At 62.0% G+C, this 25,015-nt stretch carries 21 protein-coding genes and 2 tRNA genes; 14 read left to right on the top strand and 9 right to left on the bottom strand.

The features are described from left to right. Positions 1–244 precede the first annotated feature (244 nt). The 3 genes from M1E02_RS08030 (at position 245) to M1E02_RS08020 (ending at position 2,756) form a co-directional block, all read left to right on the top strand. A complete protein-coding gene (locus tag M1E02_RS08030; protein ID WP_479377549.1) occupies positions 245–1,318 on the top strand; it encodes a sunset domain-containing protein in 1,074 nt (357 codons plus the stop codon). A gap of 123 nt (positions 1,319–1,441) precedes the next feature. Beyond that, positions 1,442–2,563 carry a PQQ-dependent sugar dehydrogenase gene (locus tag M1E02_RS08025; protein ID WP_479377548.1) on the top strand — a complete coding sequence of 374 codons (1,122 nt, stop codon included), beginning with the start codon at positions 1,442–1,444 and terminating at the stop codon, positions 2,561–2,563. A 117-nt stretch (positions 2,564–2,680) separates the two neighbouring features. Further along, a tRNA-Lys gene (locus M1E02_RS08020) sits at positions 2,681–2,756 on the top strand. 282 nt (positions 2,757–3,038) lie between these two features. On the opposite strand, the gene M1E02_RS08015 is transcribed toward M1E02_RS08020, so the two are convergent. After that, a complete protein-coding gene (locus M1E02_RS08015; RefSeq protein ID WP_479378097.1) occupies positions 3,039–3,521 on the bottom strand; it encodes a MarR family winged helix-turn-helix transcriptional regulator in 483 nt (160 codons plus the stop codon). A 97-nt stretch (positions 3,522–3,618) separates the two neighbouring features. On the opposite strand from M1E02_RS08015, the gene bcp reads away from it, so the two are divergent. The 8 genes from bcp to M1E02_RS07975 all read left to right on the top strand — a co-directional run bounded on the left by bcp (position 3,619) and on the right by M1E02_RS07975 (position 13,613). After that, positions 3,619–4,092 (top strand): thioredoxin-dependent thiol peroxidase, encoded by a 474-nt coding sequence (bcp, locus tag M1E02_RS08010; RefSeq protein ID WP_479377547.1) that lies wholly within the window; start codon positions 3,619–3,621, stop codon positions 4,090–4,092. Positions 4,093–4,169: 77 nt separating this feature from the next. Continuing rightward, positions 4,170–4,251: transfer RNA gene (locus tag M1E02_RS08005), tRNA-Leu, on the top strand. Positions 4,252–4,497: 246 nt separating this feature from the next. Next, positions 4,498–5,169, top strand: a complete 672-nt coding sequence (locus tag M1E02_RS08000) for a fasciclin domain-containing protein (protein ID WP_479377546.1) — start codon at positions 4,498–4,500, stop codon at positions 5,167–5,169. Positions 5,170–5,347: 178 nt separating this feature from the next. Beyond that, positions 5,348–7,018, top strand: coding sequence for an ABC transporter substrate-binding protein (locus tag M1E02_RS07995; protein ID WP_479377545.1), 1,671 nt, complete (start codon positions 5,348–5,350; stop codon positions 7,016–7,018). A 79-nt stretch (positions 7,019–7,097) separates the two neighbouring features. Further along, the gene (locus M1E02_RS07990) at positions 7,098–8,603 is read left to right on the top strand and encodes a malate:quinone oxidoreductase (protein WP_479377544.1); all 1,506 of its coding nucleotides are present in this window, start codon (positions 7,098–7,100) and stop codon (positions 8,601–8,603) included. Positions 8,604–8,669: 66 nt separating this feature from the next. Further along, complete coding sequence (locus M1E02_RS07985; RefSeq protein ID WP_479377543.1) at positions 8,670–11,873, top strand: efflux RND transporter permease subunit; 3,204 nt, start codon at positions 8,670–8,672, stop codon at positions 11,871–11,873. A gap of 133 nt (positions 11,874–12,006) precedes the next feature. Beyond that, a complete protein-coding gene (locus M1E02_RS07980; protein WP_479377542.1) occupies positions 12,007–13,152 on the top strand; it encodes an LLM class flavin-dependent oxidoreductase in 1,146 nt (381 codons plus the stop codon). Continuing rightward, positions 13,152–13,613 (top strand): MarR family winged helix-turn-helix transcriptional regulator, encoded by a 462-nt coding sequence (locus tag M1E02_RS07975; protein ID WP_479377541.1) that lies wholly within the window; start codon positions 13,152–13,154, stop codon positions 13,611–13,613. The genes M1E02_RS07980 and M1E02_RS07975 overlap by 1 nt, the downstream gene beginning before the upstream one ends. A 16-nt stretch (positions 13,614–13,629) precedes the next feature. Here the strand turns inward: M1E02_RS07975 and M1E02_RS07970 are convergent, their stop codons facing one another. Both M1E02_RS07970 and M1E02_RS07965 read right to left on the bottom strand, forming a co-directional pair. After that, a complete protein-coding gene (locus M1E02_RS07970; RefSeq protein WP_479377540.1) occupies positions 13,630–14,436 on the bottom strand; it encodes a transglutaminase-like domain-containing protein in 807 nt (268 codons plus the stop codon). Between the two features lie 72 nt (positions 14,437–14,508). Continuing rightward, positions 14,509–15,327 carry a hypothetical protein gene (locus tag M1E02_RS07965; protein WP_479377539.1) on the bottom strand — a complete coding sequence of 273 codons (819 nt, stop codon included), beginning with the start codon at positions 15,325–15,327 and terminating at the stop codon, positions 14,509–14,511. A gap of 90 nt (positions 15,328–15,417) precedes the next feature. Between M1E02_RS07965 and M1E02_RS07960 the strand changes: the two genes are divergently transcribed. Both M1E02_RS07960 and M1E02_RS07955 read left to right on the top strand, forming a co-directional pair. Further along, positions 15,418–16,080 carry a DUF1684 domain-containing protein gene (locus M1E02_RS07960; protein WP_479377538.1) on the top strand — a complete coding sequence of 221 codons (663 nt, stop codon included), beginning with the start codon at positions 15,418–15,420 and terminating at the stop codon, positions 16,078–16,080. Positions 16,081–16,212: 132 nt separating this feature from the next. Further along, entirely contained in the window at positions 16,213–16,803 is a 591-nt protein-coding gene (locus M1E02_RS07955; protein ID WP_479377537.1) for a DM13 domain-containing protein, read from the top strand. A 56-nt stretch (positions 16,804–16,859) separates the two neighbouring features. On the opposite strand, the gene M1E02_RS07950 is transcribed toward M1E02_RS07955, so the two are convergent. From M1E02_RS07950 to M1E02_RS07925, 6 genes are all read right to left on the bottom strand, one after another. Then, positions 16,860–18,032: a cysteine desulfurase family protein gene (locus M1E02_RS07950; protein WP_479377536.1), complete on the bottom strand. Its 1,173-nt coding sequence runs from the start codon at positions 18,030–18,032 to the stop codon at positions 16,860–16,862. Next, the gene (gene nadC / locus M1E02_RS07945) at positions 18,029–19,003 is read right to left on the bottom strand and encodes a carboxylating nicotinate-nucleotide diphosphorylase (RefSeq protein WP_479377535.1); all 975 of its coding nucleotides are present in this window, start codon (positions 19,001–19,003) and stop codon (positions 18,029–18,031) included. The genes M1E02_RS07950 and nadC overlap by 4 nt, the downstream gene beginning before the upstream one ends. Further along, on the bottom strand, positions 19,000–20,706 hold the full coding sequence (gene nadB / locus M1E02_RS07940) for an L-aspartate oxidase (RefSeq protein ID WP_479377534.1): 1,707 nt from the start codon (positions 20,704–20,706) through the stop codon (positions 19,000–19,002). The genes nadC and nadB overlap by 4 nt, the downstream gene beginning before the upstream one ends. Continuing rightward, positions 20,703–22,013, bottom strand: a complete 1,311-nt coding sequence (gene nadA, locus M1E02_RS07935) for a quinolinate synthase NadA (RefSeq protein ID WP_479377533.1) — start codon at positions 22,011–22,013, stop codon at positions 20,703–20,705. The genes nadB and nadA overlap by 4 nt, the downstream gene beginning before the upstream one ends. Then, entirely contained in the window at positions 22,010–22,720 is a 711-nt protein-coding gene (locus M1E02_RS07930; RefSeq protein ID WP_479377532.1) for an NUDIX hydrolase, read from the bottom strand. Before M1E02_RS07930 ends, nadA begins: the two co-directional genes overlap by 4 nt. Positions 22,721–22,863: 143 nt before the next feature. Beyond that, positions 22,864–23,355: an Lrp/AsnC family transcriptional regulator gene (locus M1E02_RS07925; RefSeq protein ID WP_479377531.1), complete on the bottom strand. Its 492-nt coding sequence runs from the start codon at positions 23,353–23,355 to the stop codon at positions 22,864–22,866. Between the two features lie 177 nt (positions 23,356–23,532). Here M1E02_RS07925 and M1E02_RS07920 point away from each other — a divergent pair, with 177 nt between their 5' ends. Then, positions 23,533–24,954 carry an amino acid permease gene (locus M1E02_RS07920; RefSeq protein WP_479377530.1) on the top strand — a complete coding sequence of 474 codons (1,422 nt, stop codon included), beginning with the start codon at positions 23,533–23,535 and terminating at the stop codon, positions 24,952–24,954. Positions 24,955–25,015 lie beyond the last annotated feature (61 nt).

Genomic DNA, 25,015 nt, shown 5'->3' with positions numbered 1-25,015 from the left:
ATATTTCGACCATATGTTGGACGTCTGTCCCGCATGCTGAGACGCGACTTCGTAATACCGATGCTGGTGTGGCGTTTGTCACACAGGCGTGCCGGAAGGTCCCTGCCGATTGCTCCTTCAGTGAGTTTTCCAGCACCGTCCCGGTGAATCGCTTGTTGACGCGGTTGACAAACCTAGACAGTCACCTTGACGCGGACGTAACGTCGAGCATCGGCACCTTGGTTATTGAGGGAAAGGCTTTGCTATGGATTGGCTTATCTGGGTCATTGTCATCATTCTCATCGTGGCCGTTGTCTGGTGGCTGCTCAACCGCAACAGCCGGGGCTCTGCCTTGGCGTCAGACCGGGGCGGGGCTTCGGACGCACAGACCGAATCGGTGAGAGGGCAGAGCGTCCCCGCAGCAGCAGCAACGCCTGCCGCCCCTGAACCATCAGCCCCTGAACCTGTCACATCAGCTCCCGCAGCGCCGGCACCCACAGCGCCAGTCAGGGAAACTGAAAATTCCGGAAGCTCCGCCTACCCCGCCCCCTCAGCGCCAACCGCCTCAGCAGCCACCACTGACCCCAAAGCCGAAGAACATACACCCGCGACGGATGCGGCGCCCAGGGACGCTGACTGGGCCGAGGCTCCGGCACCGGATGGCGGAGACGTGGACGATTGGGACGCCGACGTCGAACCCTCGCGGACGCACTCCGCTTCCGCTTCGGCAGCCGAGGCCCGAACGGCTAAAGACAAAGCAGAGGACGCGGACAAGGCTGAATGGGAAGCCCAGTGGTCAGAGGGCAGCACGTCGGCACCCGGCCAGTCCATGCCGGCTCCTGCTGAACACCACCACGACGGACACCACCACGACGATCACGAGTACACCGGGGCCCACGCGCCGACACTCCCAGGTGCCGAATCTGCGGCTGCAGAATCGGCCGTCCAAGACTCAGCACAGTCAGAGGGAGCCCCCACGGAGACAGCCACAACCGGGGCGGCAGCAGCCCACACCCCCGCACCGGCAGCTGCGCTTGATCCCGATGAGGAAACCCTGCAACGAGCCGAATCTTCAGCCGTGACGGAGTCCTCGCTGAGTCACACAGCAGAGCCTAGCGGCCATTTGGCGGTAGAGCAGCCCTATGGTGAGGGTTCAGCTGCGGCTGCAGCCGACGGTTCGGGCCCAGCTGGCTACACGGTCAAAGGCGACGCGGAATCCATGACGTACTTCGAGGAGACCAATCCGGCCTTTGAGGATGCTCCGGCTGGTGTCTGGTTTGAGTCCGTCGCCCACGCCGAAGCCGCTGGCTTCCGCCCGCCACGCCGGACCCGGCTCTGACCATGTCCTTCCGCTTGCGCCAGTGATACCGGACTAAAGAAGGTGGATTCGGGGGGCAGACTCTTCCCGTCTATGAGAGTGCGTCCGGCGAACTATGCCGGCGGAAGGTCGGGGACGGCCTCCATGACAGGCATTTTGCTGGCCCTTTCGCTCTCTGTGTCGGCCTGTACCGCGGAAGGAGATGGTGGCCCTCCCACGGGCAACGCACCTTCAACAACCTTAACCGCCACTCCCGGGGAGTCAGCGGCCGCTCCCGGACAGCCAGCGGCCACCACTCCCGCACTGCCACCGCGGGTGGCCCGGCAGATTGACGTCGGGCTTCAGGTGCCGTGGTCGATTGTCTTCCTTCCTGACGGCACTGCAGTGATATCCGAGCGCCACAGTGCTCTCCTCAAGGGCGTCCGGAACGGTCAGAGCCAGGAGATAGGACGGGTTCCTGGTGTGGTTCCCGGTGGTGAAGGTGGCTTGCTGGGCCTTGCGTTGTCCCCCGGTTTCAGTTCGGATCGTTACCTCTACCTTTACTTCACAGCCCAGGATGACAACCGGATTGCGCGGCTTCGCCTCAACGAGACCGGTGGCCAGGCCTTGGACGCCGGCGAACCGGAAATCATCTTTTCCGGGATCTCCAAGGCATCCACACACAACGGCGGACGGATCCGGTTTGGCCCTGACGGTTTCCTCTACGTTGCCACCGGAGATTCCCAGCGCCGTGAACAGCCGCAGGATCCAAACGCATTGGGTGGAAAGATCCTCCGATTGACTCCTGACGGCCGTCCTGCACCGGGGAATCCCTTCGGAAACAACCCGGTGTACAGCATTGGTCACCGTAACGTCCAAGGCCTCGCATGGGACAGCCAGGGACGGTTCTGGGCCAGTGAATTTGGGCCAGACGTCAATGACGAACTGAATCTCATTGTCGCAGGGGGAAACTACGGTTGGCCCAGCGTCACTGGGAACCCTGGGCGCAGCGGCTTTATCGATGCCGCGGTGGTGTGGCCTTCAACCGCGGAATCCTCACCAAGCGGCCTGGAAATCATCGGCTCCACGGCCTACCTCGGAGCACTGCGGGGCCAGCGGGTGTGGTCGGTGCCGCTGATCGGCGAAAAAGCAGGAAACCCGGTGAGCTATTTCACACGGGAGTACGGCCGGATCCGCGATGTCGCCCTAGCCCCGGACGGATCGTTATGGGCTCTCACGAACAACCGAAACCCTGATTCCATATTGGTTCTGGACATCTCCGGGTAGCCACCGAGGACGAGTCCCTGCCGATTTCACACGGCGCACATTCTCGTGTAGAGTTTCATGTCGTTGCGAAGAACAACGGGGGAAATAAACCGCCTTCCGGAATACGAAACAACAGCTGCACCTCTAGCTCAACTGGCAGAGCAATTGACTCTTAATCAATGGGTTCCGGGTTCGAGTCCCGGGGGGTGCACCAAGCGAAAACCCCGTCTTGCAGGCCGTCAGGCCAGCGAGGCGGGGTTTTGTTTTGCCTGCGGCCGCACCCCGACACACGCAAATGACTTCAGGCCGCAGCCACTCGTTCAATTCAGCGTCAAGCCCGGTTGGATGGTGATGCTCAAAATCCACGCTGGCGCCGGAAAGAAATTTGGCTTTTGGAAACCCGTACCTTCACGGCAGCGAGCTGATGTGTACTGGAAGCCGTCGGCGATGGGGCTGCAGGGGTCCCCGTTGCGTGCCCCTGGCCTAATGAACCGGCTTAGACAACCTGGTTGACGTCCACAACCATGCCGGATTCGGCGCTGGCAACAATCGCCTTGGTTTCCGGAGATGAGAAGCGTTTGGCGAGCTCCACCACCACTGCCCTCAACTCCTGCCGGAGAACATCGGGGTCAATGGATGCCGATGCCAGCACGGAGCGTTCCATGTCCGCGGCCGCTGATACGGCCTCACTCCCACGGTCTGTCAGTGTGACTACGTGGCTGCGCCGGTCCGAAGTGCTGCGTTCCCTGCGGATGTGCCCGTGCGCCTCGAGCCGGCTGAGCGTCTTACCCATGGTCTGCGCCTGGACGCGTACTAATTGGGCAAGCTGTGCCTGAGTCATGGGTCCATTAAGGGACAGCACTTCCATGGCGATGACTCCGGCGTGCGTCAGTCCAATTGCACCCAGTTTTTCATTCCAGGAATGTTCAACGAGGCGTGCCGCAGTGGACAATAGGCGCCCAGTGGGCCAGCGATCCATATCAGGCATACCACTTAGTATAGCGAGCGTCCGATTCGGTCTCCGACTCCAAAGGTCATTAGGCTTGAGTGTCCTGAAAGTTTCGAAGGAGAAAAAAGTGGTTGAACGTCTCACACCGGGAGCAAAAGCACCCGAATTTACCTTGAAGGACAGTACTGGCAAGGACGTCAGCCTTTCGGACTACAGTGGCCGCAGCACCGTGGTCTACTTCTATCCGGCAGCCTCGACCCCCGGATGCACCAAGCAGGCGTGTGATTTCCGTGACAACCTTGCTTCCCTGCAGGCGTCCGGCTACGAGGTCCTTGGTATCTCTCCGGATCCGGTGGACAAACTCGCACGGTTCGCAGATCAGGAGGGGCTCCAATTTCCCCTGCTGTCAGACGAGGACCATGCAGTGGCCGAGGCCTATGCGGCCTGGGGAGAAAAAAAGAACTATGGCCGCACCTATGACGGCCTCATCCGTTCCACAGTGGTCGTCGACCCCGAGGGCAAGGTTGCAGTTGCCCAGTACAACGTCAGGGCAACCGGTCACGTCGCAAAGCTGCGCCGGGACCTGAAGCTGGATAGCTGATACGGACGATACAATAAAGGCTGGCATCCGCCGTCGGGCATTAGCGATTGATGCAGGTACTACGACGGCGACGCCAAGCGCGAGTGGTGAAATTGGCAGACACGCAGGATTTAGGTTCCTGTGCCTTCGGGCGTGGGGGTTCAAGTCCCCCCTTGCGCACTGTTAGTCAGTTGTTGGTAGCCCCGGCCTTACGGTCGGGGCTACTGCAATTTAAGAGCCAGGACCCTCGCCGAAAACCAGCCCGGAAAAAGATTCTCCCCCTTGCACCCATCCGTTGGTCGCAAAAAGCCGAATACCCAGTGAGGCACCAAGCAGGAGACGGTGCCCGCCAGTCGGATTCACGGCACCAGTAGACAAAAGACGGTCTGGCTCAACTACAGACCGGCCCTATCAAGGAGAATCGAAATGCAGTCCATCAAGCGCACATCTTTCACCGTTGCAAGTGTTGCCGCCGCAGCCCTGCTCAGCCTCACCGCCTGCGGCGGAACCGCCAGCACGGCTCCCGGCTCTGCGGCTCCTGAAGCTTCAGCCTCCAGCGCCCCGGCACCCAGCCCGACAGCCACAGAGTCCAAAATGATGGATCCGGCTGCAAACCTGGTCGGTGCAGGCTGCGCAGGCTACGCTGCCCAGGTGCCGGAGGGCGCGGGTTCAGTTGCCGGAATGGCTTTGGATCCGGTGGCGGTCGCGGCATCCAACAACCCGATCCTGACCACCCTCACGGCGGCCGTGTCGGGCAAGCTGAATCCCAAGGTAAACCTCGTGGACACCCTTAATGGCAGCGAGTTCACCGTTTTCGCCCCCGTTGACGATGCCTTCGCGAAAATCGACGCAGCAACCATCGAGACCCTCAAGACCGACGACGCCCTGCTCAGCAAGATCCTGACCTACCACGTGGTACCCGGCCAGATCTCGCCCGATGAAATCGTGGGAACCCACGCCACGGTCCAAGGCGGCACGGTAACGGTGACGGGCTCCAAAGACGCCCTGAAGGTTAACGACGCCGGCGTCATCTGCGGCGGCGTCCAGACGGCAAACGCCACGGTTTACATGGTGGACACAGTCCTGATGCCGAAGTAACCCCCTCATGACCGGCTGACAACCAGCCTCCTGCCGTGGCACCGGCCTGAGTCCCCGGAGCCGCCCAGAAGGCAACAGGGCCCGCACATTGGTGCGGGCCCTGTTGGCTGACGGTCAATTAGACTAATGACTGTTCTGCAGTCCGCGGAGCGCCCAGCCGTCCCGAGGTGATCAGCGAGTGCCCAGAAGTAAACCGCGCAGCGTCGGAGGAAGCATTGGCGCCGCACTCCTGGCGTTGTTGCTCGTCTCCTGCACCGGGGCGCCCTTGCCTTCGCCTTCGCCGTCCGCCAGCTCAGCTCTGGCAGCCACCGGACCCACCGCCACTTTTACCTTCGGCACAGCGGCGCAGCCCTTAGGGCTCGATCCCGCTTTGGTCTCGGACATAGAAGCCTTCCGGGTAAGCCGCCAGGTCCTGGAGGGTCTCGTAGGAGTAGACCAGACCACGGGGCTCCCCACTCCCCTTCTTGCCACCGAATGGAATGAGACGGATAACGGCCGCAGCTACACCTTCAAGCTCCGGAGCGGCGTCAAGTTCCAGGACGGCAGCCCCTTCGACGCCAAGTCTGTCTGCACCAACTTCGACCGTTGGTTCAACTTTCCCGCGTCACTGCGGCAACAGGCCCCCGGGAGCTCCTTCAAAGGCGTCTTTGAGGCCCATTCGGACCAGGCTTCGCTGTCTATCTATAAAGGCTGCTCAGCACTTGCCCCGGACAATGTCCGGATCGACCTCACTCAGCGATTCACCGGCTTCCTCCAGGCCCTGACGCTGCCGGCCTTCGGGATGTCCTCCCCCAAAGCGATGGCGGAAGGAACGGCGGACGTCCTGGACCAGACCCGTGAGGGCATGGCGATCTCGAAATACGCCGCGCATCCGGTTGGCACCGGCCCCTACAGTTTTGCCGGCTGGGATAACACCAAAGTCACCCTCGTCAGCAATAAGGACTACTGGGGGGACAAAGGCCAAATCGGAACCATCAACTTTGTCACCTACGATCATCCGCAGGCCAGGCTACAGGCCCTGCTGGACGGCAAGATCGATGGTTATGACGCCGTCACTGTCGGCAACTTTGATCAGCTGGTCAAGCAAGGGAAGCAGATCATCCAGCGTGATCCCTTCTCGGTGATGTACCTCGGCATGAACCAGGAAATACCGATCCTCCAGAACCTGGAGGTACGCCAGGCGATCGAAATGGCGCTGGACAAGGACACACTGATCCGGAAGTTCTACATCGACAACACGGCGGAGGCTGCGCAGTTTGTGCCGCCCAAGCTGAATGGGTTCAATAACGACGCGCCTACCCTTGGCTACGATCCGGCGAAGGCCAAGGATCTTCTGGCGAAGTCCGGCTATAAGGGCGAGCAACTCAAGTTCTACTACCCGCTGAACGTGACCAGGCCCTACCTTCCCACCCCGGAAAAGATCTACGCAGAAATCAGCAGGGAACTGACGGCCGTCGGCTTCAACATCAAACCCGTACCCATCGAATGGTCAGACGGGTACCTGCAAAAAGTTCAGTCTCCGGGCGATCATGCACTGCATCTGCTGGGGTGGAACGGCTCGTACTCTGATCCGGACAACTTCGTCGGGCCCCTTTTTGGTGAGAAGAACGGAGAGTTCGGCTACCAGGACGCCCAGGTCTTCTCGAAGATCGAGCGGGCACGGGGGCTGCCGGAGGGCCAGGAGCGTACGGATCTGTATCACACCATCAATAACCAGATCGCTGCGTCGGTCCCGGCTGTGCCGATCGCGTTTCCCATTTCGGCCCTTGCACTCTCAGACCGTGTCCTCAAATACCCCGCTTCCCCGGTCTTAAACGAGGTTTTCACAAAGGTCGAGCTGAAGCCTTGACGGACGCCGGCAATTTCAGTAAGTAGCCTGCGCGGGGATATTCTGTGACAGCCAGAGCCGCTGCTATCGGAGACTGATTGTGACTTTCATTTCCAAGACAAAACATGCCGACGTCGTCCTGATTGGCGGCGGCATCATGAGCGCCACTCTCGGCGCCTTCATCAAGCAGCTCGAACCGAACTGGACAGTTTCCCTTTTCGAACGCCTGGACGAGGCCGGGCTGGAGAGCTCAGGCCCCTGGAACAATGCGGGCACCGGCCACGCCGCACTGTGTGAGCTCAACTACACCCCGGCAGCCAAAGACGGCTCGGTCGACCCCTCCAAGGCCCTTCACATCAACGAGCAGTTCCAGTTGTCGCGCCAGTTCTGGTCGCACCTGGTGACCAGGTCATTGATCGGTTCGCCCAAGAACTTCATCAACACCGTCCCCCACATGAGCTTCGTCATTGGCGAGGACAACGCCGGCTTCCTGAAGAACCGTTACAACGCCTTGAAGCCCAATGTGCTCTTCCGCAACATGGAGTACTCCGAAGACCAGGCCCAGATCGCCAAATGGGCTCCCCTGATCGTTAAGGGCCGTGACTCGAAGCAGCGTGTGGCCGCCACACGCGCCGCGGAGGGTACCGACGTCGACTTCGGGGCCCTGACCCGCGACCTCATCACCTATCTGGGCAACAACGGCGTGGAAATCAACTACGGCCACGATGTCACCGGGATCCGCCGCGCGTCAGATGGCGGCTGGGACCTGTCCCTGAAGTATCCGAAGTCGGGCGAGCACGGAAAAATCCACGCGAAGTATGTGTTTGTGGGAGCCGGCGGCGGTGCGCTGCACCTGCTGCAGGCCTCGGGAATACCGGAAAGCAAGGGCTTCGGCGGGTTCCCGGTATCAGGACAGTTCTTCCGCTGCACCGATGAGAAACTGGCCGTCCAGCACAGCGCGAAGGTCTACGGACAGGCATCCGTGGGAGCACCTCCCATGTCCGTCCCCCACCTGGACACGCGGTTCGTCCAGGGCAAAAGGTCCCTGCTCTTCGGCCCGTATGCGGGCTTCTCCACGAACTTCCTGAAAAACGGCTCCTACTTGGACCTCCCCCGTTCCATCCGGCCCCACAATATTGTCCCGATGCTTGCTGTAGGCAAGGACAACATGGACCTGACCGCCTACCTGATCAAGGAAGTTGCGAAGCGTCACGGGGAAAAGGTAGAGGCCCTTCGCGAGTACTATCCGGAAGCAAAAGACGGCGATTGGGAACTCATCACGGCCGGCCAGCGTGTTCAGATCATTAAGAAAGATCCGAAAAAGGGCGGTGTGCTCCAATTCGGCACTGAAGTGATCGCCGGCCGCGACGGTTCCATCGGTGCCTTGCTTGGCGCATCCCCCGGTGCCTCCACTGCTGTACCCATCATGATCGAGCTCCTGCAGAAGTCCTTCCCCAAGAATTTCAAGGGCTGGCAGTCAAAGCTTAAGGAGATGATGCCTGGGTACGGCGTGAAGCTCAATGACAACCCCGAGCTCGCTGTTCAGCTTGAAGAAGAGACCGCCAAGGCACTCCAGCTGGAAACGGTCAAGGCGACAAAGAGCTGATCCGGCAGGGGATGCGGCGGGCTGTGCATTCGATCCTTGTCCGTCAATCCACCAGGAGATAATGAGATGTTCCGGCTGGCAAAGCTATCGCTGGCAAACCGGGCCCTGATCGCGCTCATCACCGTCTTCGCCTCGGTATTCGGCGTGATCACGATGTCATCTCTGAAGCAGGAGCTCATCCCGTCCATCGAGTTCCCGAGGATCACCGTTATCTCCTCCATGCCCGGCGCTTCGCCGGAAGTGGTGGACAAACAGGTCAGCGGACCCTTGGAGACCGCGCTGAACGGGGTCGAGGGTCTGGAATCGACGTCGGCTACATCCCGTAATGGTGTATCGCAGATCAATCTGGTCTTCACCTACGGCTCGAACCTGGACCGTGCCCGGAACCAGATAGACCGGGCCATCTCCAACGCCAAACGGACTTTGCCCGAAGACGTCGAGCCACAGGCCATCGCCGGGAGCATCAGTGATTTCCCGATTGTCTTTCTGGCGGTGTCCTCTGACAGGTCACTGAGCGAACTGAACGCTGACCTGCTTCGGCTCAGCGTTCCTGCCTTGCAGAAGATCGACGGCGTCAGGGGCGCCGAGGTGACCGGCGGAGCCACCCAGCACATCCGGATCCTTCCCCGCCCCGATGCCATGGCGGCCAGAGCTGCCACGATCCAGTCGATCAGCGATGCGCTGAAGAACAACGGGGCACTGGTGCCTGCCGGAACCATCGAGGAACAGGGCAAGTCCCTGTCCCTGCAGATCGGAAGTCCTGTTGATTCCCTGGATGCCATCAAGGCCCTTCCCCTTGGTGGCGCCAGGGATGCTGCGACCATCGGCAGCGTGGCGGATGTCAGCATCGAAGACGACACCAGGACTTCGATCACCCGGACCAACGGCAAGGAGACCCTTGCGCTGTCCGTTACCAAGAAGCCCGACGGCGACACTGTGGCGATCTCGCACGCCGTCAATGCTGCACTCCCCCAGCTTGAGGCCGAGCTCGGAGCCAACGCCACCTTCACTCCCGTTTTCGACCAGGCGCCGTTCATTGAAAAATCCATCAAGGACCTGACCACTGAAGGCCTGCTGGGTCTCGGCTTCGCCGTCGCCGTCATCCTGGTGTTCCTGCTCTCAGTGCGATCCACGCTGGTGACGGCTGTCTCCATTCCCCTCTCGCTGCTGATCACGTTCATTGGCCTTTCGGGGACCGGATACTCGCTGAATATCCTGACCCTCGGTGCATTGACCATCGCGATCGGCCGCGTTGTGGATGACTCGATCGTGGTGATCGAGAACATCAAGCGCCACTTGAGCTACGGGGAGCCCAAGATCACTGCCATCCTCACGGCCATCCGGGAAGTTGCCGGCGCTATCACGGCCTCGACCCTCACCACCGTGGCAGTGTTCCTCCCCATCGCATTTGTGGGGGAATTGGCCGGGGAGCTTTTCCGCCCGTTTGCCCTCACCGTCACCATTGCCCTGTTGTCCTCCCTGCTGGTGTCGCTGACTATCGTGCCGGTCCTGGCCTACTGGTTCCTCAAGGGGGCTCCCGCTGCAGCGGATCCGGGCACAGCTGCTGAGACAGCTGCGATGGCCCACGAAGCTGAACAACGCACCGTCTTGCAGCGGGGCTACCTTCCCATCCTCCACAAGACACAGAAACACCCTGTGGTGACGCTGGTGGCCGCGGTGCTGGTCCTGGGCGCGACGGCGGCCATGACTCCGTTGCTGGCCACCGATCTCCTGGGCAGCTCTGGCCAGAACAGCATGAGCATCCGCCAGCAACTGCCGGCAGGGACAAGCCTCGCCGATGCAGGCGCCGCGGCCGCCAAGGTAGAAGATGTCTTGGACGACGTTGACGGAATCAAGGATGTCCAGGTCACCACCGGCAATGCCCAGGCCGGCTTTGCCGCACTCCTCTCCACAGGTGCCTCAAACTCGACGTTCACGGTGGTCACTGATGAGAAGGCAAAGCAGTCCCTGCTTCAGGACACCGTGCGTGAGCGCCTGAAAGAAGCCGGCGTCGAAGGAAAGATTTCCGTAGCAACCCAGCAAGGTGGCCTCGGCACGTCATCAACGGTGGACATTACCCTCAAGGCATCGAACTCAGCAGACCTGCGGACTGCGAGTGATGCCATGGTCCAGGCCATGGACAGCGTCCCGGGAAGCACCGAGACGGTAACCAATCTGGCCACCACCCAGCCTGTTGTGCAGGTCAAGGTGGACCGGGCAAAGGCCGTCGCCGCTGGACTCAATGAAGAGCGGGTCGCGGGTGTCCTGGCGGCCACCATCAGTCCCATTCCGGCAGGAACTGTCCGGATCGATACAAATGATTTTCCCGTCCAGATCGGTGTTGGCACACAGTTCAAGAGCATTGATGCCGTCAGGAACATCCCGCTTCCGGGCGGCAAGGGAGTGACGCTCGGCAGTATCGCTTCCGTCGAACAGGTGGACGCTCCCGTCTCTATTACTGCAAGCGGCGGGCAGCGGACGGCGACAGTCTCCGTCACGCCGTCGGGGTCCAATCTTGGTGCCGTCAGTGCCGAGGTGCAGAACAGGTTGAAGACCGTTCAGTTGCCGCCCGGGGTTACTGCGGAGATCGGCGGCGCCACCACCCAGCAAGCCGAATCATTCCAGCAGTTGGGGCTCGCGCTGCTGGCTGCCATCGCGATTGTGTACGTGATTATGGTGGCGACCTTCAAATCACTGGTGCAGCCCCTGATACTGCTCGTGTCCATTCCTTTTGCAGCAACGGGCGCCATCGCACTGCTGCTTCTGACCGGTATTCCCCTGGGCTTACCTTCACTCATCGGAATGCTGATGCTGGTGGGCATCGTGGTCACCAATGCCATTGTGCTGATAGACCTCATCAACCAGTACCGGCTGCCACGGGACGGCCGGCCCGGAATGAACGTGGCAGATGCCATCGTCCATGGTGCCCGCCAACGCCTCCGGCCGATCCTGATGACAGCCCTCGCCACTGTTTTCGCGCTGACACCCATGGCATTGGGCTTTACCGGCGGCGGCGGATTCATCTCACAGCCATTGGCGATAGTGGTTATCGGCGGGCTCCTCTCCTCCACGGCCCTGACCCTGGTCCTGGTACCGGTTCTCTACCGGCTGGTGGAGGGCCGACGTGAAAAGAAGTCCCTCCTGTTGGCTATGAAGCTGCGGCCCGCCTTCACCCCGGCCGCAGATGTCGATGCAGAATTCCCCGACTGGACCACGGGAATGATCCCCAAAGCCAGCGGACGGCGGGCTGCTCCCGGAGAGCCGAGCTGACTCTTCCGGGCCGGCGCCCTCCTGGGAATAATTCCTTCCTCCCTGCGTTGTATCCATCGATAGATGCAAATGCATGTATATCCGGCTATACTGGAATCAGTTTCCGGAACTTCATGAATCTGAAAGGGACACCATGCAGATCGGCGTATTCAGCGTCAGCGACATCACCACTGACCCCACCACGGACCGTGCTCCCACTGAGAACGAGCGCATCAAGGCGGAAGTGGCCATCGCCAAGAAGGTCGAAGAGATCGGCATGGATGTCTTTGCGATCGGGGAGCACCACAACCGGCCCTTCTTCTCCTCCTCGCCCACCACCACATTGGCCTATATCGCAGCGCAGACGGAACGGATCATCCTCTCCACGGCCACCACGCTGATCACCACCAACGATCCGGTGAAAATCGCGGAAGACTACGCAATGCTCCAGCACCTTGCCGACGGCCGGGTAGATCTGGTCATGGGGCGGGGCAACACGGCACCGGTGTACCCGTGGTTCGGCAAGAACATCCAGGACGGCATCGAACTGGCGATCGAGAACTACAGCCTGCTGCGGCGCCTCTGGGACGAGGACACCGTCAACTGGTCAGGTAAGCACCGCACGCCTCTGCAGAACTTCACCTCCACTCCACGCCCTCTCGACGGCGTTGCGCCCTTCGTCTGGCACGGGTCGATCCGCAGCCCGCAAATTGCGGAAGTGGCGGCCTACTATGGCGATGGCTTCTTTGCGAACAACATTTTCTGGCCCAAAGAGCACTACCAGCAGCTGATCGGTCTTTACCGCGAGCGCTATGAGCACTACGGACACGGGACGGCGGATCAGGCCATCGTCGGGCTGGGCGGACAGTTCTTCATGCGCAAGAACTCCCAGGATGCCGTCAACGAATTCCGGCCATACTTCGACAATGCACCGGTGTACGGCCACGGACCGTCGCTGGAAGACTTCACGTCACAGACTCCGCTGACTGTCGGAAGCCCCCAGGAAGTCATCGAAAAGACCCTCACCTTCAGGGAATTCTTTGGTGACTACCAGCGGCAGCTGTTCCTCATTGACCATGCGGGCCTGCCGCTGAAAACCGTACTGGAGCAGCTTGATCTGTTCGGCGAAGAAGTCCTTCCCGTCCTTCGCAAGGAATATGCGGCCCTTAAGCCGGCCCACGTTCCCGAGCCTCCCACCCATGCTGCCCGCGTCGCTGCCCTGCTGGGGGCACAGGACAAGGACTCCGCAGCTCTGCCTCAGACCGCAGGGACGGCAGCAGCCTCAGCAAAGGAGGCCTGATGGCCGACCGTGCAGCGGAATCGCCGGTCCGCCTTGCGGCGGAAACCTGGGAGTCTCTCTTCCGCGCCCAGGTTGCCGTGATGCGGCGTCTGCAGTCCGGACCTGCTTTCAAATCAATAGCCCTCAACGAATACGACGTCCTGTTCACATTGTCGCGCTGCCCCTCGGGCTGGCTCCGGCTCAATGAACTGAACGACCACATTCTGCTGAGTCAATCCAGCCTGAGCCGGCTGGTGGAGCGCCTGGAGAAGCGCGGCCTGGTGGAGCGTATGCCCGCTCCCGACGACGGCAGGGGGGTCCTGCTGAAGCTCACCGAAGCGGGAAGTGATCTGCAGAAACAGATCGGCAGGTTGCATGTACGCGATATTGAAGCGCTGATGACGCCGTCGCTGACTGCGGCTGAACAGCGGGAATTGCTCCGGCTGACTGAGAAGCTCCGAGCTGCCGTCGGCAGGAACTAGCCGTCCAGGCCGGGCACTAGCGAAGTACTACCAGCTTTGACGGGTCTTCCTCCGGCAGTATTCCGTCCACCACGGCGGTGACGCCCAGTTCCCTCAGGGTCAGGCTTCCTCCGATTGTGGAAAGGAAGGCGGTGTCGGAGGAGTCCCGGCCTGCCGTGATGCGGAGCATGCTCTCGCGCGGTGCCAATCCTGTGGGGTCGATGATCTGCCAGGCCCCGTTGAGATGCGCCTCCACCACGGCATGGAAATCCATGGGGCTCAGTCCGGGTGCGTAGACAGCAGCCAGCCGGCACGGTACGTTTTTGGACCGCAACAGGGCAATGGCCAGGTGGGCGAAGTCCCTGCAAACACCCCTTCGGTGTAGCAGGGTCTCCACCGCCCCGTCGGTTCCCCGCGAGGATCCACTGATGTAGCGCAGCTCTGTGGACACCCAGTTCCGGACGGTGTGCAGGAGTTCTTCCCCCTGGAGCCCGCCGAATTCAGCGTAGGCGGTGGGCAGAAGGCGATCAGACTCCGCATACCGGCTGGGCCGGACGTAGCGGATCAGTTCCATAAGCGTCGGTTCCTGCGGTACCGCCGTTCCGGACACTGTTGCAGCATAATCAACGGTTACTTCGGAGGGATCAGCCAACTCGAAGTAATGGAACCTTCCACCATGATCATCGGCCAGCTCTGTGACGGGAACGTCCTGGCCGGCCGCCGTCACGGACAGCGTTTCTGTCACCGACGAATAGCCTGGGTTCTTGGCCACGGCAACGGCCAGCGCAACTTTCGTATCGGCAGTGGTCTTGAAGACGAGCCGGGCGGCGACTGAGCGTTGCATGTATCTCCGGAATATGAGTGGAAGCAGAGCAGCCCTCAAACCGCCGGCCAGAAGCAATGGCAAACGTTGGGACTAGTTATTGATCTTCAGAGACATTAGCATCCGCTGGACGTTGGCGAATTCAGACCCCTCGTTGACGTACTTGGCCGCCTCTTCTAACGTGTTAAAGGATTTCGCCGGGGCCACTTTTTCATCCGTGGCGAAGGCCTTCAACGCAGTGAGATCGCCGAAGGAATAGTTGCCCTTGCCTGCCGGACCGCGGACCATGTTCTGTAGAGTGCAGGCCCTTCCGTCCGTGCCACCCACCATGTTGGTGATGCCAAATGAACCGAAGAATTTATACCCCTGGATGACGCGGAACACTACCCGCGGCGGAATGGTTCCCTCCCCGTCGGCATGAGGCAATTCAACGGGAACACTGCTGACAACCACGTAGGGCTTCGCTGATGCAGCAGCGCAATCCGCCGGAGCCGCCGCCGGCAACCCGGTCTGAAGAGTGGCCAGGTAAGCCCCCTTGGCATCCTTCACCTCAATTTTCAGGGCACCGGGCAGGGAGCCTTCAACGGGCGGCAGGGACTGCGTAATCCAATCCTGCGGGAGCTCGAAGCTCACCGTTTTCCCGGGATCGTTGAAGACCTTCCAGGCGGAAGCAGTGGCACCCACCACCGGAGTTTCAGCTCCCGACGGCGTGGCCTCCGGAGTTCCAGTTCCGGGTATGGCGGTTTCCGTCGAATTGGCTGTAGGAGCCGGGGAAGCGGAATCTGAGGGACTCGCGCCCGCCGTCCACGCCGGAGTGCCTTTACCATCGGTGCTGCAGCCGGCCATCGCCCCAGCCGCTACGAGCAGCACTAAGGTCAGCCGAAGCGATGCGGAGATTCCAGTCCCAGTCATGCCTCCCAGCGTAGCGGTCAGCAGGGACCCGCCGTCGTCGTCGGGGCAGCGTTTCGCGGTGGGGGTACCAAAGGCGACTAGGCTGGGGGAATGGCGAACTTGCAAGAAAATCGGGGCGGCGACAACATCACGGACATCTCCCCCGTCGACGTCGCAGACTGGCGGCTACGGACCTTCGCCCTTTATGACAATGTCAGGCGGATTGCCGCCGACAACCCGGCGGAAGCGCATTCCTATTGGCGGCAAGAGCGTGACCGCATGTTCGGGACCCACCCTGCCTCTCCCGTGACAGCTGCCGACAAGGCCGTTTTTGGCGGCCTGCGGACAGCGGATTACGATCCCATCTACCGCTTCAACATCCCCCTGACGAAGGAGGGTATGGGCCGGGAGATGAGCGTCGACACAGGCACCGATGGTGTGGTTCATTTTGTCCGGCTCGGAACCTTTGACCTTCCCGAGATGGGCCAGTTGGCCGTCTGGAAGGTCCAGGGCTATGGCGGAGGCATATTCGTGCCCTTCCGGGATGCCACCGCCGGGCAGAGCGGCGGCAGTTACAGTTCGGGCCGGTACCTCCTTGACACCATCAAGGGGGCCTACCACGGCATCCGCGGGTCCGGCCCTGCTGCGGAGTTCATCCTGGACTTCAATTTCGCCTACAACCCGTCCTGCGCCTATAACGAAGCCTTCGCCTCTCCACTTGCCGGGCCGTCCAACCGCCTCGCAGTGGAAATCCCGGTAGGCGAGCTCTCCTAGGCGGGGGCTCTCCTAGGCTGGGCGGGCTCCCAGGGCAGGACTCCCCCGGCTGGGCGGACTCTCCCGGGGCTGTCAGCAAACGGTAAGACTTTCCCCGGGACAGGGCATTCCCTCCGCACCTACGGTAGAGGCATGGAATTCCTCAAACGCCGCAAAGTCCTGGCTGTGCTCATTCCCTGCACGGTGGCTGTGTTGTTGATCGGCGCCTACCTCTTCCAACCTTGGCGGCTCTTTACCAGCAGCTCTCTTCACGAGGCCCTGCCTGAGGCCGTACCCGCTGCCTCCCCCTCGAATCCAACGGGAGGTTCGCCGTCGGGCCCCGCGGAAACTATGCAGCCCACGCCGTCCGCGGCCACCGCAGGGGCCCCCGCCTCGGAAGCAGCACCTCTTGTGGTGGCCCGGGGTGATTTTCAATCCCAGGAGCATCCCACCAGCGGTACGGCCAGCCTCCTTAAGCTGGCGGATGGGACGCAGCTGGTGCGGCTGGAGAATCTGGCGAGCAGCGATGGGCCGGATATCAAGATCTGGCTCAGTGAGCTCGACGCCGGCGGGGACTGGTTCAAGTACCGCGGAGGCAAATACCTGGACCTCGGCCCCATCAAAGCAACCCATGGCACCCACAACTACGTCATTCCTGCCGACGCAGACCTGGGTGGACTGGACACGGTAGTGCTCTGGTGCGACAGGTTCAGTGTCGCCTTCGGTTCAGCCGCCCTGGCTTAGGGCCTGGCCTAAGGCAGTACGTCCCAGCCAACGACTGCCTGTCAGCGGACGGAGTGTCAGCGGCCGCTAAGCGAACGGATATTCCCGACGGCGGCGCCCACTGCTGCTGCTGCTTCCTCCAGTTCAGTGGCGGCAACTGTTGATTCGAAGCTGAACCGCACTGCCGTTTGGGCAACTTCTGCCTCGATCCCGAGGGCGAGCAGCACCGGTGACGCGGCATCCGAACCGGCAGCGCAGGCAGAACCGCTTGAGCACACCACGCCTTGGCGCTCCAGTTCCAGCAGGACAGATTCTCCGCTGGTGCCGGGGAAACAGAACGATGCGATGGAGGGCAGCCGCTCCCGGGGGTGGCCGGTCAGGATGGCCCCCGGCACGAGGTCAAGGACGCTCCGGATGAATCGATCCCGGAGCCCTGCGGCCCTGCCCGCCAAAGATTCAGCGGCAGTTCCCTGCTCATCCGTACCAACCAGCGTGAGCGCCTTTGCCAGGGCTACGGCTCCTGCGACGTTCTCAGTGCCTGAGCGGCGCCCGCGCTCCTGGCCTCCGCCATGAACCAGTGGCTCAACCCGGGTCCGGCTTCGGAGATAGAGTGCCCCGTTGCCCTTGGGTGCACCGAGCTTGTGCCCCGAAATACTCAGGGCATCCACACCCAGCGACTTGGTGTCCAAGGAAAGCCAGCCTGCGGCCTGCACGGCATCGGTGTGGAACGGTATGCCGTGCCGGTGTGCCACTGCAGCCAAAGCAGTCACCGGCTGAATGGTCCCGATCTCGTTGTTCGCATACATGACACTGACCAGAGCGGTTTCAGGCCGCAGCACTTCTGCGAGCGCCTCCGGTGTCACCTGTCCATAATGGTCCACGGGCACCACATCAACGGCGAACCCGTGGAACCGCTCCAGGTACCTGGCTGATTCCTCTACTGCCGGGTGCTCAATGGCGCTGATGGCTACCCGGTTGTGGCGTGGGTCGGCGGCTTGGCGAGCCAGTGAAATTCCTTTTACGGCCAGGTTGTCCGCTTCCGTACCGCCTGAGGTGAAGGTTACTTCGCCTGGCCGGCAGGAAAGAGCACGTGCCACAGTTGCCCTTGCGTCTGCGAGCGCGTTGGCGGCAGCTTCTCCGAGCGTATGGTGGCTGGAGGGGTTGCCGAATTCACCTGTGAGGTACGGCCACATGGCTTCAAGCACCTCCCGCCGGACGGGTGTTGTAGCGGCCGCGTCGAGGAAAATCATGACGGTTCAGCGGTCCCGGGAGTGTTGGCGTAGTTGTGACCGGGCGTGAGGTCCAACTCCAGGTCCAGCCCCAGATCCAAGGCAGCAACAGTATGGGTGAGCCCTCCGATTGAGATGACGTCCACGCCGGTTGCGGCAATACCTGCCACCGTTTCCAGGCTTACGTTGCCGCTCGCCTCGATGCGGGCACGCCCGTTCACCAGTGCGACGCCGGCCGCCAGGTCCGTCAGGCTGAAGTTGTCCAACATGATGGTGTCCACCCCGGCCGCAAGCACAGGTTCGATCTGCTCCATGGTGTCCACCTCCACCTCAAAGTGGGTAGTGTGCCCCAACTGCGCCTTGGCTTGGCGCAGGAGATCCGTCAGTTTGCGCGAATCACCGCCCGTGATGACGGCCAAGTGGTTATCTTTTGCCAGCACTGCATCGGACAGGCTGAAGCGGTGGTTCGCCCCGCCGCCGCACCGGACCGCGTAACGCTCCAGGACGCGAAGCCCCGGGGTGGTTTTCCTCGTGTCCGTGATCCGTGCCTTGGTTCCGGCCACCAGGTCCACAAACCCGGCAGTTTTGGTGGCAATCGCGCTCATCCGCTGAACCAGGTTCAAGGCAACGCGCTCGGCGAGCAACACAGCCCTGGCGTTTCCTGTCACCCTGGCAAGGGACGTGCCGGCAGTGAAACGTTCCCCGTCCGCCACCAGGAGTTCGACGACGGCGTCCGGATCAGTGAGCGTCATGGCGGCGGCGAAGACGCTTCCGCCACTGAGTACGCCAGGAACCCTTGCGTTGAGCACAGCGGTGGCCCGGGCTTCCTGCGGGATCAGGGTCTGGGACGTGATGTCTCCATAGGGAGCGTCCTCTTCCAACGCGGTGCGCAGAACTTTCAGGACGGCGGCGTCCGGGAGGCTCCCCTGGACGCCGCTGCCTGCAGCGGAACCGGCATCGCTTCGAGTAAGGGCTTGGACAGTGGAGGTCATGAGCTGATCCTTTGCATCGGAAGACTGGTGGCTCCCTGACCACGCAAGTTCTCTGGGGTGTCAGAGCGGTAGTGCGCACCGACAGACTCTTTCCGGTACCGTGCTGCGGCAACGAGCAACTGTGCTGCGAGCAGCAGGTTCCGGCCTTCGTAGTCACGTACATCCAGCGCGGCACTCCGGGCCGCATCTGCTGCCCAGACCGCCAACTGCCGTGCTGCCTGGTCCAGCTCTGCACCGGTACGCAGGACGCCGGCCGCCCGGGTCATGAGCCGGGACAGTGCTCCGCGGGTGAAGTCCTCGGTTTGGTGGCCGGGGAAACCCAGGGCAGCGTCATTCTCCACGGGAGGCTCGCCATCAAAGGCGGCGTCAGTCGCGGCGAAGCCCGCATCAGATCTGTCAAAGGGGGCAGTCAATTCAGGACCGGCCAGGTAGGCCTCGACTGCCCGCCTGCCGAAAACGAGGCCTTCGAGCAGTGAATTGCTTGCCAACCTGTTGGCGCCCTGGGCCCCCGTGCAGGCGACCTCGCCGGCAGCGTAGAGCCCCGGGATTGAGGTCCGGCCCCAGAGGTCTGTGGCCACGCCTCCCATCCAGTAATGGGCAGCCGGCGATACCGGCAGCACTTGTACGGTCCAGTCGTAACCGGCAGCACGGGTGGCAGCTGTCAGAGTGGGGAAACGCCGCGCCAGGAATCCGGGGCCTTTGGAGGCTTCAATGCCGCGAGCGTCCAGGTAGACAGGACTGTCCGCCGGCGCCCCCGTCCTTGCAAGGTGGAGGGCAATGCTGCGGGAAACAACATCGCGCGGGGCAAGTTCGGCGTCGGGGTGGTAATCAGGCATGAACCGGTGGCCGGCAGCGTCCGTCAGGATTGCGCCTTCGCCACGCACCGCCTCGGAGATGAGCAGCGGCGGCGGACCGCCGGGCAGCTCCGTTGCCGCGAGCGTGGTGGGATGGAACTGGAAGAACTCCAGGTGACGCACGGCTGCGCCTGCACGCCAGGCGCAGGCCAAACCGTCTGCAGTGGCCACCTCCGGATTGCTGGTGCGGGCAAAGAGCCGCCCGGCGCCACCGGTAGCCAGCAGCACGGCGTCGGCCTCCAGGCTGGTCATCAGTCCGTTGTGGAGGTACCTCACCCCCGAAACGCGTCCGTCCGACGTCGTCAGTTCGGTGACGAAGGCATCCGTCACCAACCGCAGCCTTCCGGTGACTGCCCGCTCCAGGACAGCGGCGATGAGTCCCCTGGCGATGCCCGCGCCCGTCGCGTCCCCTCCGGCATGCAGGATCCGTGGTGCGGAGTGGGCAGCTTCCAGCCCCAAAGCAGGGTGTCCGGCGTCATCACAGTCGAAGTCCACCCCGAAGTGCTTCAGTCCGGCGATATCGCGGACCGCTTCCGTGCACAGCACTCTGACGGCTTCGGGGTTGTTCAGGCCTGCGCCGGCTGCGAGTGTATCCGCAATGTGTGCGGCAACAGAGTCACCGGGCGCAGCTTCTCCGGGCTCCAGCACAGCTGAAACCCCACCTTGCGCATAGAAGGTGTTGCTCTGTTCCAGGGGTCCTTTGGTCAGGAGCACCACGTCAGTCCAGCCGCCAGAGGTCCTCGGCGCATCTGCCGCCAGCAGCGCAGCGTACAGTCCGGCTATGCCGCTTCCGACGACGACGAGCGTACGCTCCTGCCGGGACCCGCGCGTAGGCTCCTGACCGTTCATGGACGGGCCGCCAGCATCCGTTCCAGCGCCAGGCGTGCGGGGCCAGCCACGGCGTCGTCGACGGTGATCCGGTTGAGCACTTCGCCGTTCACGAGTCCCTCAAGGACCCAGGCGAGGTAGCCCGGGTGGATCCGGTACATGGTTGAACACGGGCAGATGACCGGGTCCAGGCAAAAGACAGTGTGCTGCGGGTACTCGGCGGCCAGCCTGTTCACCATGTTGATTTCGGTACCGATGGCAAAGACCGTTGGTTCAGTGGCCGCAGCGATGGCCTTCCTGATGAAGTCCGTGGATCCGGCCGAATCTGCGGCGTCAACCACTTCCATGGGGCATTCGGGGTGGACAATCACCTGCACTCCGGGGAAGTCGATCCGTGCTTTTTCGATCTGGCCGACGTTGAAGCGCTTGTGAACTGAGCAGAAGCCGTGCCACAGAATCACCTGGGAGTCCTGCAGGGTAGTCTCGTCGTTGCCGCCGAGGTCCTTGCGGGGGTTCCACATGGGCATCCGGTCCAGGGGCACGCCCATGGCCTTTGCAGTGTTGCGGCCAAGGTGCTGGTCCGGGAAGAACAACACCCTCTGGCCGCGCTGGAACGCCCACTCCAGCACCGTGGCTGCGTTGGAGGATGTGCAGACGATTCCGCCGTGGTCTCCGCAGAACCCCTTGAGGGCCGCCGAAGAATTCATGTAGGTCACGGGGATCACGGGAACGCGCCCGTCGGCGTCGGGCTCGGTGCCGAAGATTTCCTCCAGCTGCTCCCAGCACTCCGTCACGGAATCGATATCCGCCATGTCGGCCATTGAACAACCGGCAGCGAGGTTGGGCAGGATCACAGCCTGATCGGGCTTGGAGAGGATGTCGGCGGTTTCGGCCATGAAATGCACGCCGCAGAAGATGATGGCTTCGGCTTCAGGCTTTGTGAGGGCCGCATTGGCCAGCTGGAAGGAGTCGCCCACAAAGTCGGCGTATTCGATCACCTCGTCCCGCTGGTAGAAGTGGCCCAGGATCACAGCCCGCTCCCCCAGTGTCGCTTTGGCAGCCCTGATCCTGGCATCCAGCTCGGCGTCACTGGCCAGCTTGTACTCCTCAGGGAGCTGCCCCTGCCTAGGGGTGGCAGGAGGGGCGACGTCGGAACTTGACGCACCGGGACCATAGGCGGGCTTACCGGCGAGGGCTTCGGCGAGGTCGTAGTCCCAAGGGCCCTTGGCCAGTGCAGGACTGCACGTAGAGGCTTTCGCCGCGGCCAGCGATCCCTTTTCGGCCTGTTCACGAGTGATGAGCTGGATGGCTGTGTTAACGCTGCTCACGGTGTGCTCCTGTTATCTGGGTCTAGGCCTGGGTGGCCGATATAGCGGTAGAGGCGTGGAGGACGGTGTTTACCGCCCTGGAGGTATTCGCCGGTTTCCTGGATCTCAGGGGTGGATTTGAGTTGCCTGCGGAAGTTTGCGGGATCAAGTTGCCTGTCCAGGACTGCCTCGTAGACCTCCCGCACCTGCGCCAGCGTGAAGTATTCCCCTAGAAGGTGGTACGCGATGGAACCGTAAGCCATCTTGTTCCGCAGCCGCCACAGCGCGTAGTCCACGATGGCGTTGTGGTCAAAGGCCAAGTCCCCCAGTCTGTCGGCGCGGAACCACTTGACGTTTTCGGACACATCAGCGAGGGCGGCCTCAGTCGGCTGCACCAGCGCCCAGTAGACGATGGACACAACCCTTTGAGTGGGCGAGCGGTGGAGGCCTCCGAAGGCGTACAGCTGCTCAAGGTATCTTGGCGCCAGTCCTGTGGTTTCCTGTAGGTTGCGCGACGCAGCGTCCTGAAGGGATTCAGCGTGGGAAAGGGGGCCACCGGGCAGGGCCCAGAGTCCTTTGAAAGGCTCCCGGATGCGCCGCACCAGCGGAAGCCACAGCGTGGGACGGCCGGACTGCTCACTGGGACGAAGGGCAAAGATGACAGTCGAAATCGCCAGCGATGGTGGCGCGGCCTGGCGTTCTGAGACATTGGCTGCGTTCGTGTACATGGTTCCCACCCCCTACGGCATCCTGCGGTGTCCGGGCTCGTGCCTGGCCTGACCGGGCTTGCGAAACAGTTATAGTCAGATTGACTAGAACTAATCGTAAGGGGTGGAAGCTTCAAAACAAAATGTTTCGGATTTCGCCGGCCTCAGGCCTGGAGTGTTCCCGTTGCCTGCTCGGCGGCTGCTTCCAGCAACGGCAGGGTCCGGGCATGAAAGTGCGTATTCAGGACGATCACCGAGGAGGCGCGCACCACGGTCCTGGTCGCAATCATGGCGTCCAGCACTCGTTGCAGGTCCGAATTGGAACGTGCGGCAATGCGGGCCATCAGATCAGAGCTCCCCGAGACAGTATGGATTTCGATCAGTTCCGGGATGGCCGCCAGTGCTTCCACCACGGCGTCGTGTCCCAGATCCTGGTTGATGGTGAGGGAACAAAAAGCCACCACGGGAAAGCCAAAATGGGCAGGATCCGGGTGAGGGACCCACGAACCGATAACACCGGCGTCGCTCATTTTGTCCAGCCGGGACTGAACAGTGGCACGGGCTATCTTCAGCACCCGGGACGCTTCAAGGACGGATGCCCTGGGCGCATCGGTGAAGAAACGTACAATCCTGGCATCCAAGGCATCGACGTTCACGGATTTCCCTTGTCTCTAGCGGATTAGCTGAGCAGATCGTCATCGATTGCAGTCTCATCCACCGCAAACTGCAACCATGTTCTCACACGCAACTGACGGGCGAGGAGAAGGAAAAGGGGTAAATTCGGTAGGTCCCACAAGGACCCGAAGCCCATCGACCCCCAAGAAGGTTCGCCCATGACAACGAAGTCCACCGCGGAACGCCCTCCTACCGACCGCCCTGCTTCTGAACACGCCGCCAAGGAGGGCCCAGCCGTTCAACTGGGCCACTCCCTCCGTCCTCGCCAACTGACAATGATGGGATTGGGAAGTGCCATAGGCGCCGGCCTCTTCCTCGGATCCGGCGCCGGCATACAGCTGGCCGGACCTGCCGTCCTAATCTCCTACCTCGTGGCAGGCACACTGATCATTGTGGTGATGTGGGCTCTGGGAGAAATGGCCGCAGCACATCCCAACAGCGGAGCGTTCTCCGTCTATACCGAACGCGCCCTGGGCAAAACAGCAGGAGCCACCGTCGGTTGGCTCTGGTGGCTCCAGCTGGTGGTGGTCATAGCCGCGGAAGCACTGGGGGCCGCGGCGCTGCTGTTTTCGGTGTGGCCCATCATCCCCGTCTGGGCTCTTGCCTTGGCGTTTATGGTGCTGTTTACCGCCATCAATCTCGCCGGAGTGAAGAATTTCGGTGAGTTCGAGTTTTGGTTCGCCATTCTGAAAGTCGCGGCGATCGTCCTGTTCCTCGCCATCGGCGCCGCGCTGCTGCTGGGCCTGTTACCGGACGTACCCTCCCCCGGCCTGTCCGTCCTGGGCGCAGACTTCGCGCCCGCGGGCCTCGGGGGCGTAGCCGCAGCCCTCTTTGTAGTCATCTTCGCTTTTGGTGGAACCGAAATTGTCAGCGTGGCCGCGGCAGAAACCGAGGACCCTGCGCGCAGTGTTGGCGGAGCGATCCGTACCGTGGTGTGGCGCATCCTGGTCTTCTACATCGGTTCAGTGTTGGTGATTGCCGCCGTACTGCCCGTTGACTCCTCCGGCCTGGAGTCGCCCTTCGCGGGAGTGCTCGACGCCGCCCGGATCCCGGGTGCCGGTACAGCTATTACGCTGGTGGCCGCCGTCGCGCTTCTCTCCGCACTCAACGCCAACCTCTACGGGGCATCGCGCATGGCCTACTCGCTGGCGCAGCGCGGTGAGGCCCCCCGCTTTCTGTCGAAGCTGACCCCGGCGGGGGTTCCGGTGCCGGCAGTTCTGGTCTCGGTTGCTTTCGGGTTCGGCGCCACGGTGCTGGAGTTGCTCTTTCCGGAGCAGATCCTCCCTGCCCTGTTCCAGCTGGTGGGTTCAACCTGCCTTGTGGTGTGGGGTTCGGCGCTGCTGTCCCAGCTGATCCTCCGCAGGAGGGCAGACCTGAACGGAACGGAACTTCCGTTGCGCATGAAGGGGTTCCCGGCCTTGACCATCTTCGGGCTGGTGCTGTTGGCGCTCATTTTGGCTGTCGGCTTCTGGGCGGAAGCAAGCAGGATTCAGCTGTTCAGCACCATCGTGCTGATTGCCGTCATCGCTGCTGCTTGCTGGATAGGTTCAAGAATCAGATTGACCCGCCAAACAAGCTGATACAGCACAATTTGTCAGCCTTATGTCCGTTGGAATGCGCATCTTTAGGCAAATTGGGCAG

The sequence above is a fragment of the Arthrobacter sp. Z5-13 genome (genome assembly GCF_056499105.1).
Note: the sequence above shows the minus strand (reverse complement) of the source record. Positions and strands in the feature narration are given on the sequence as shown.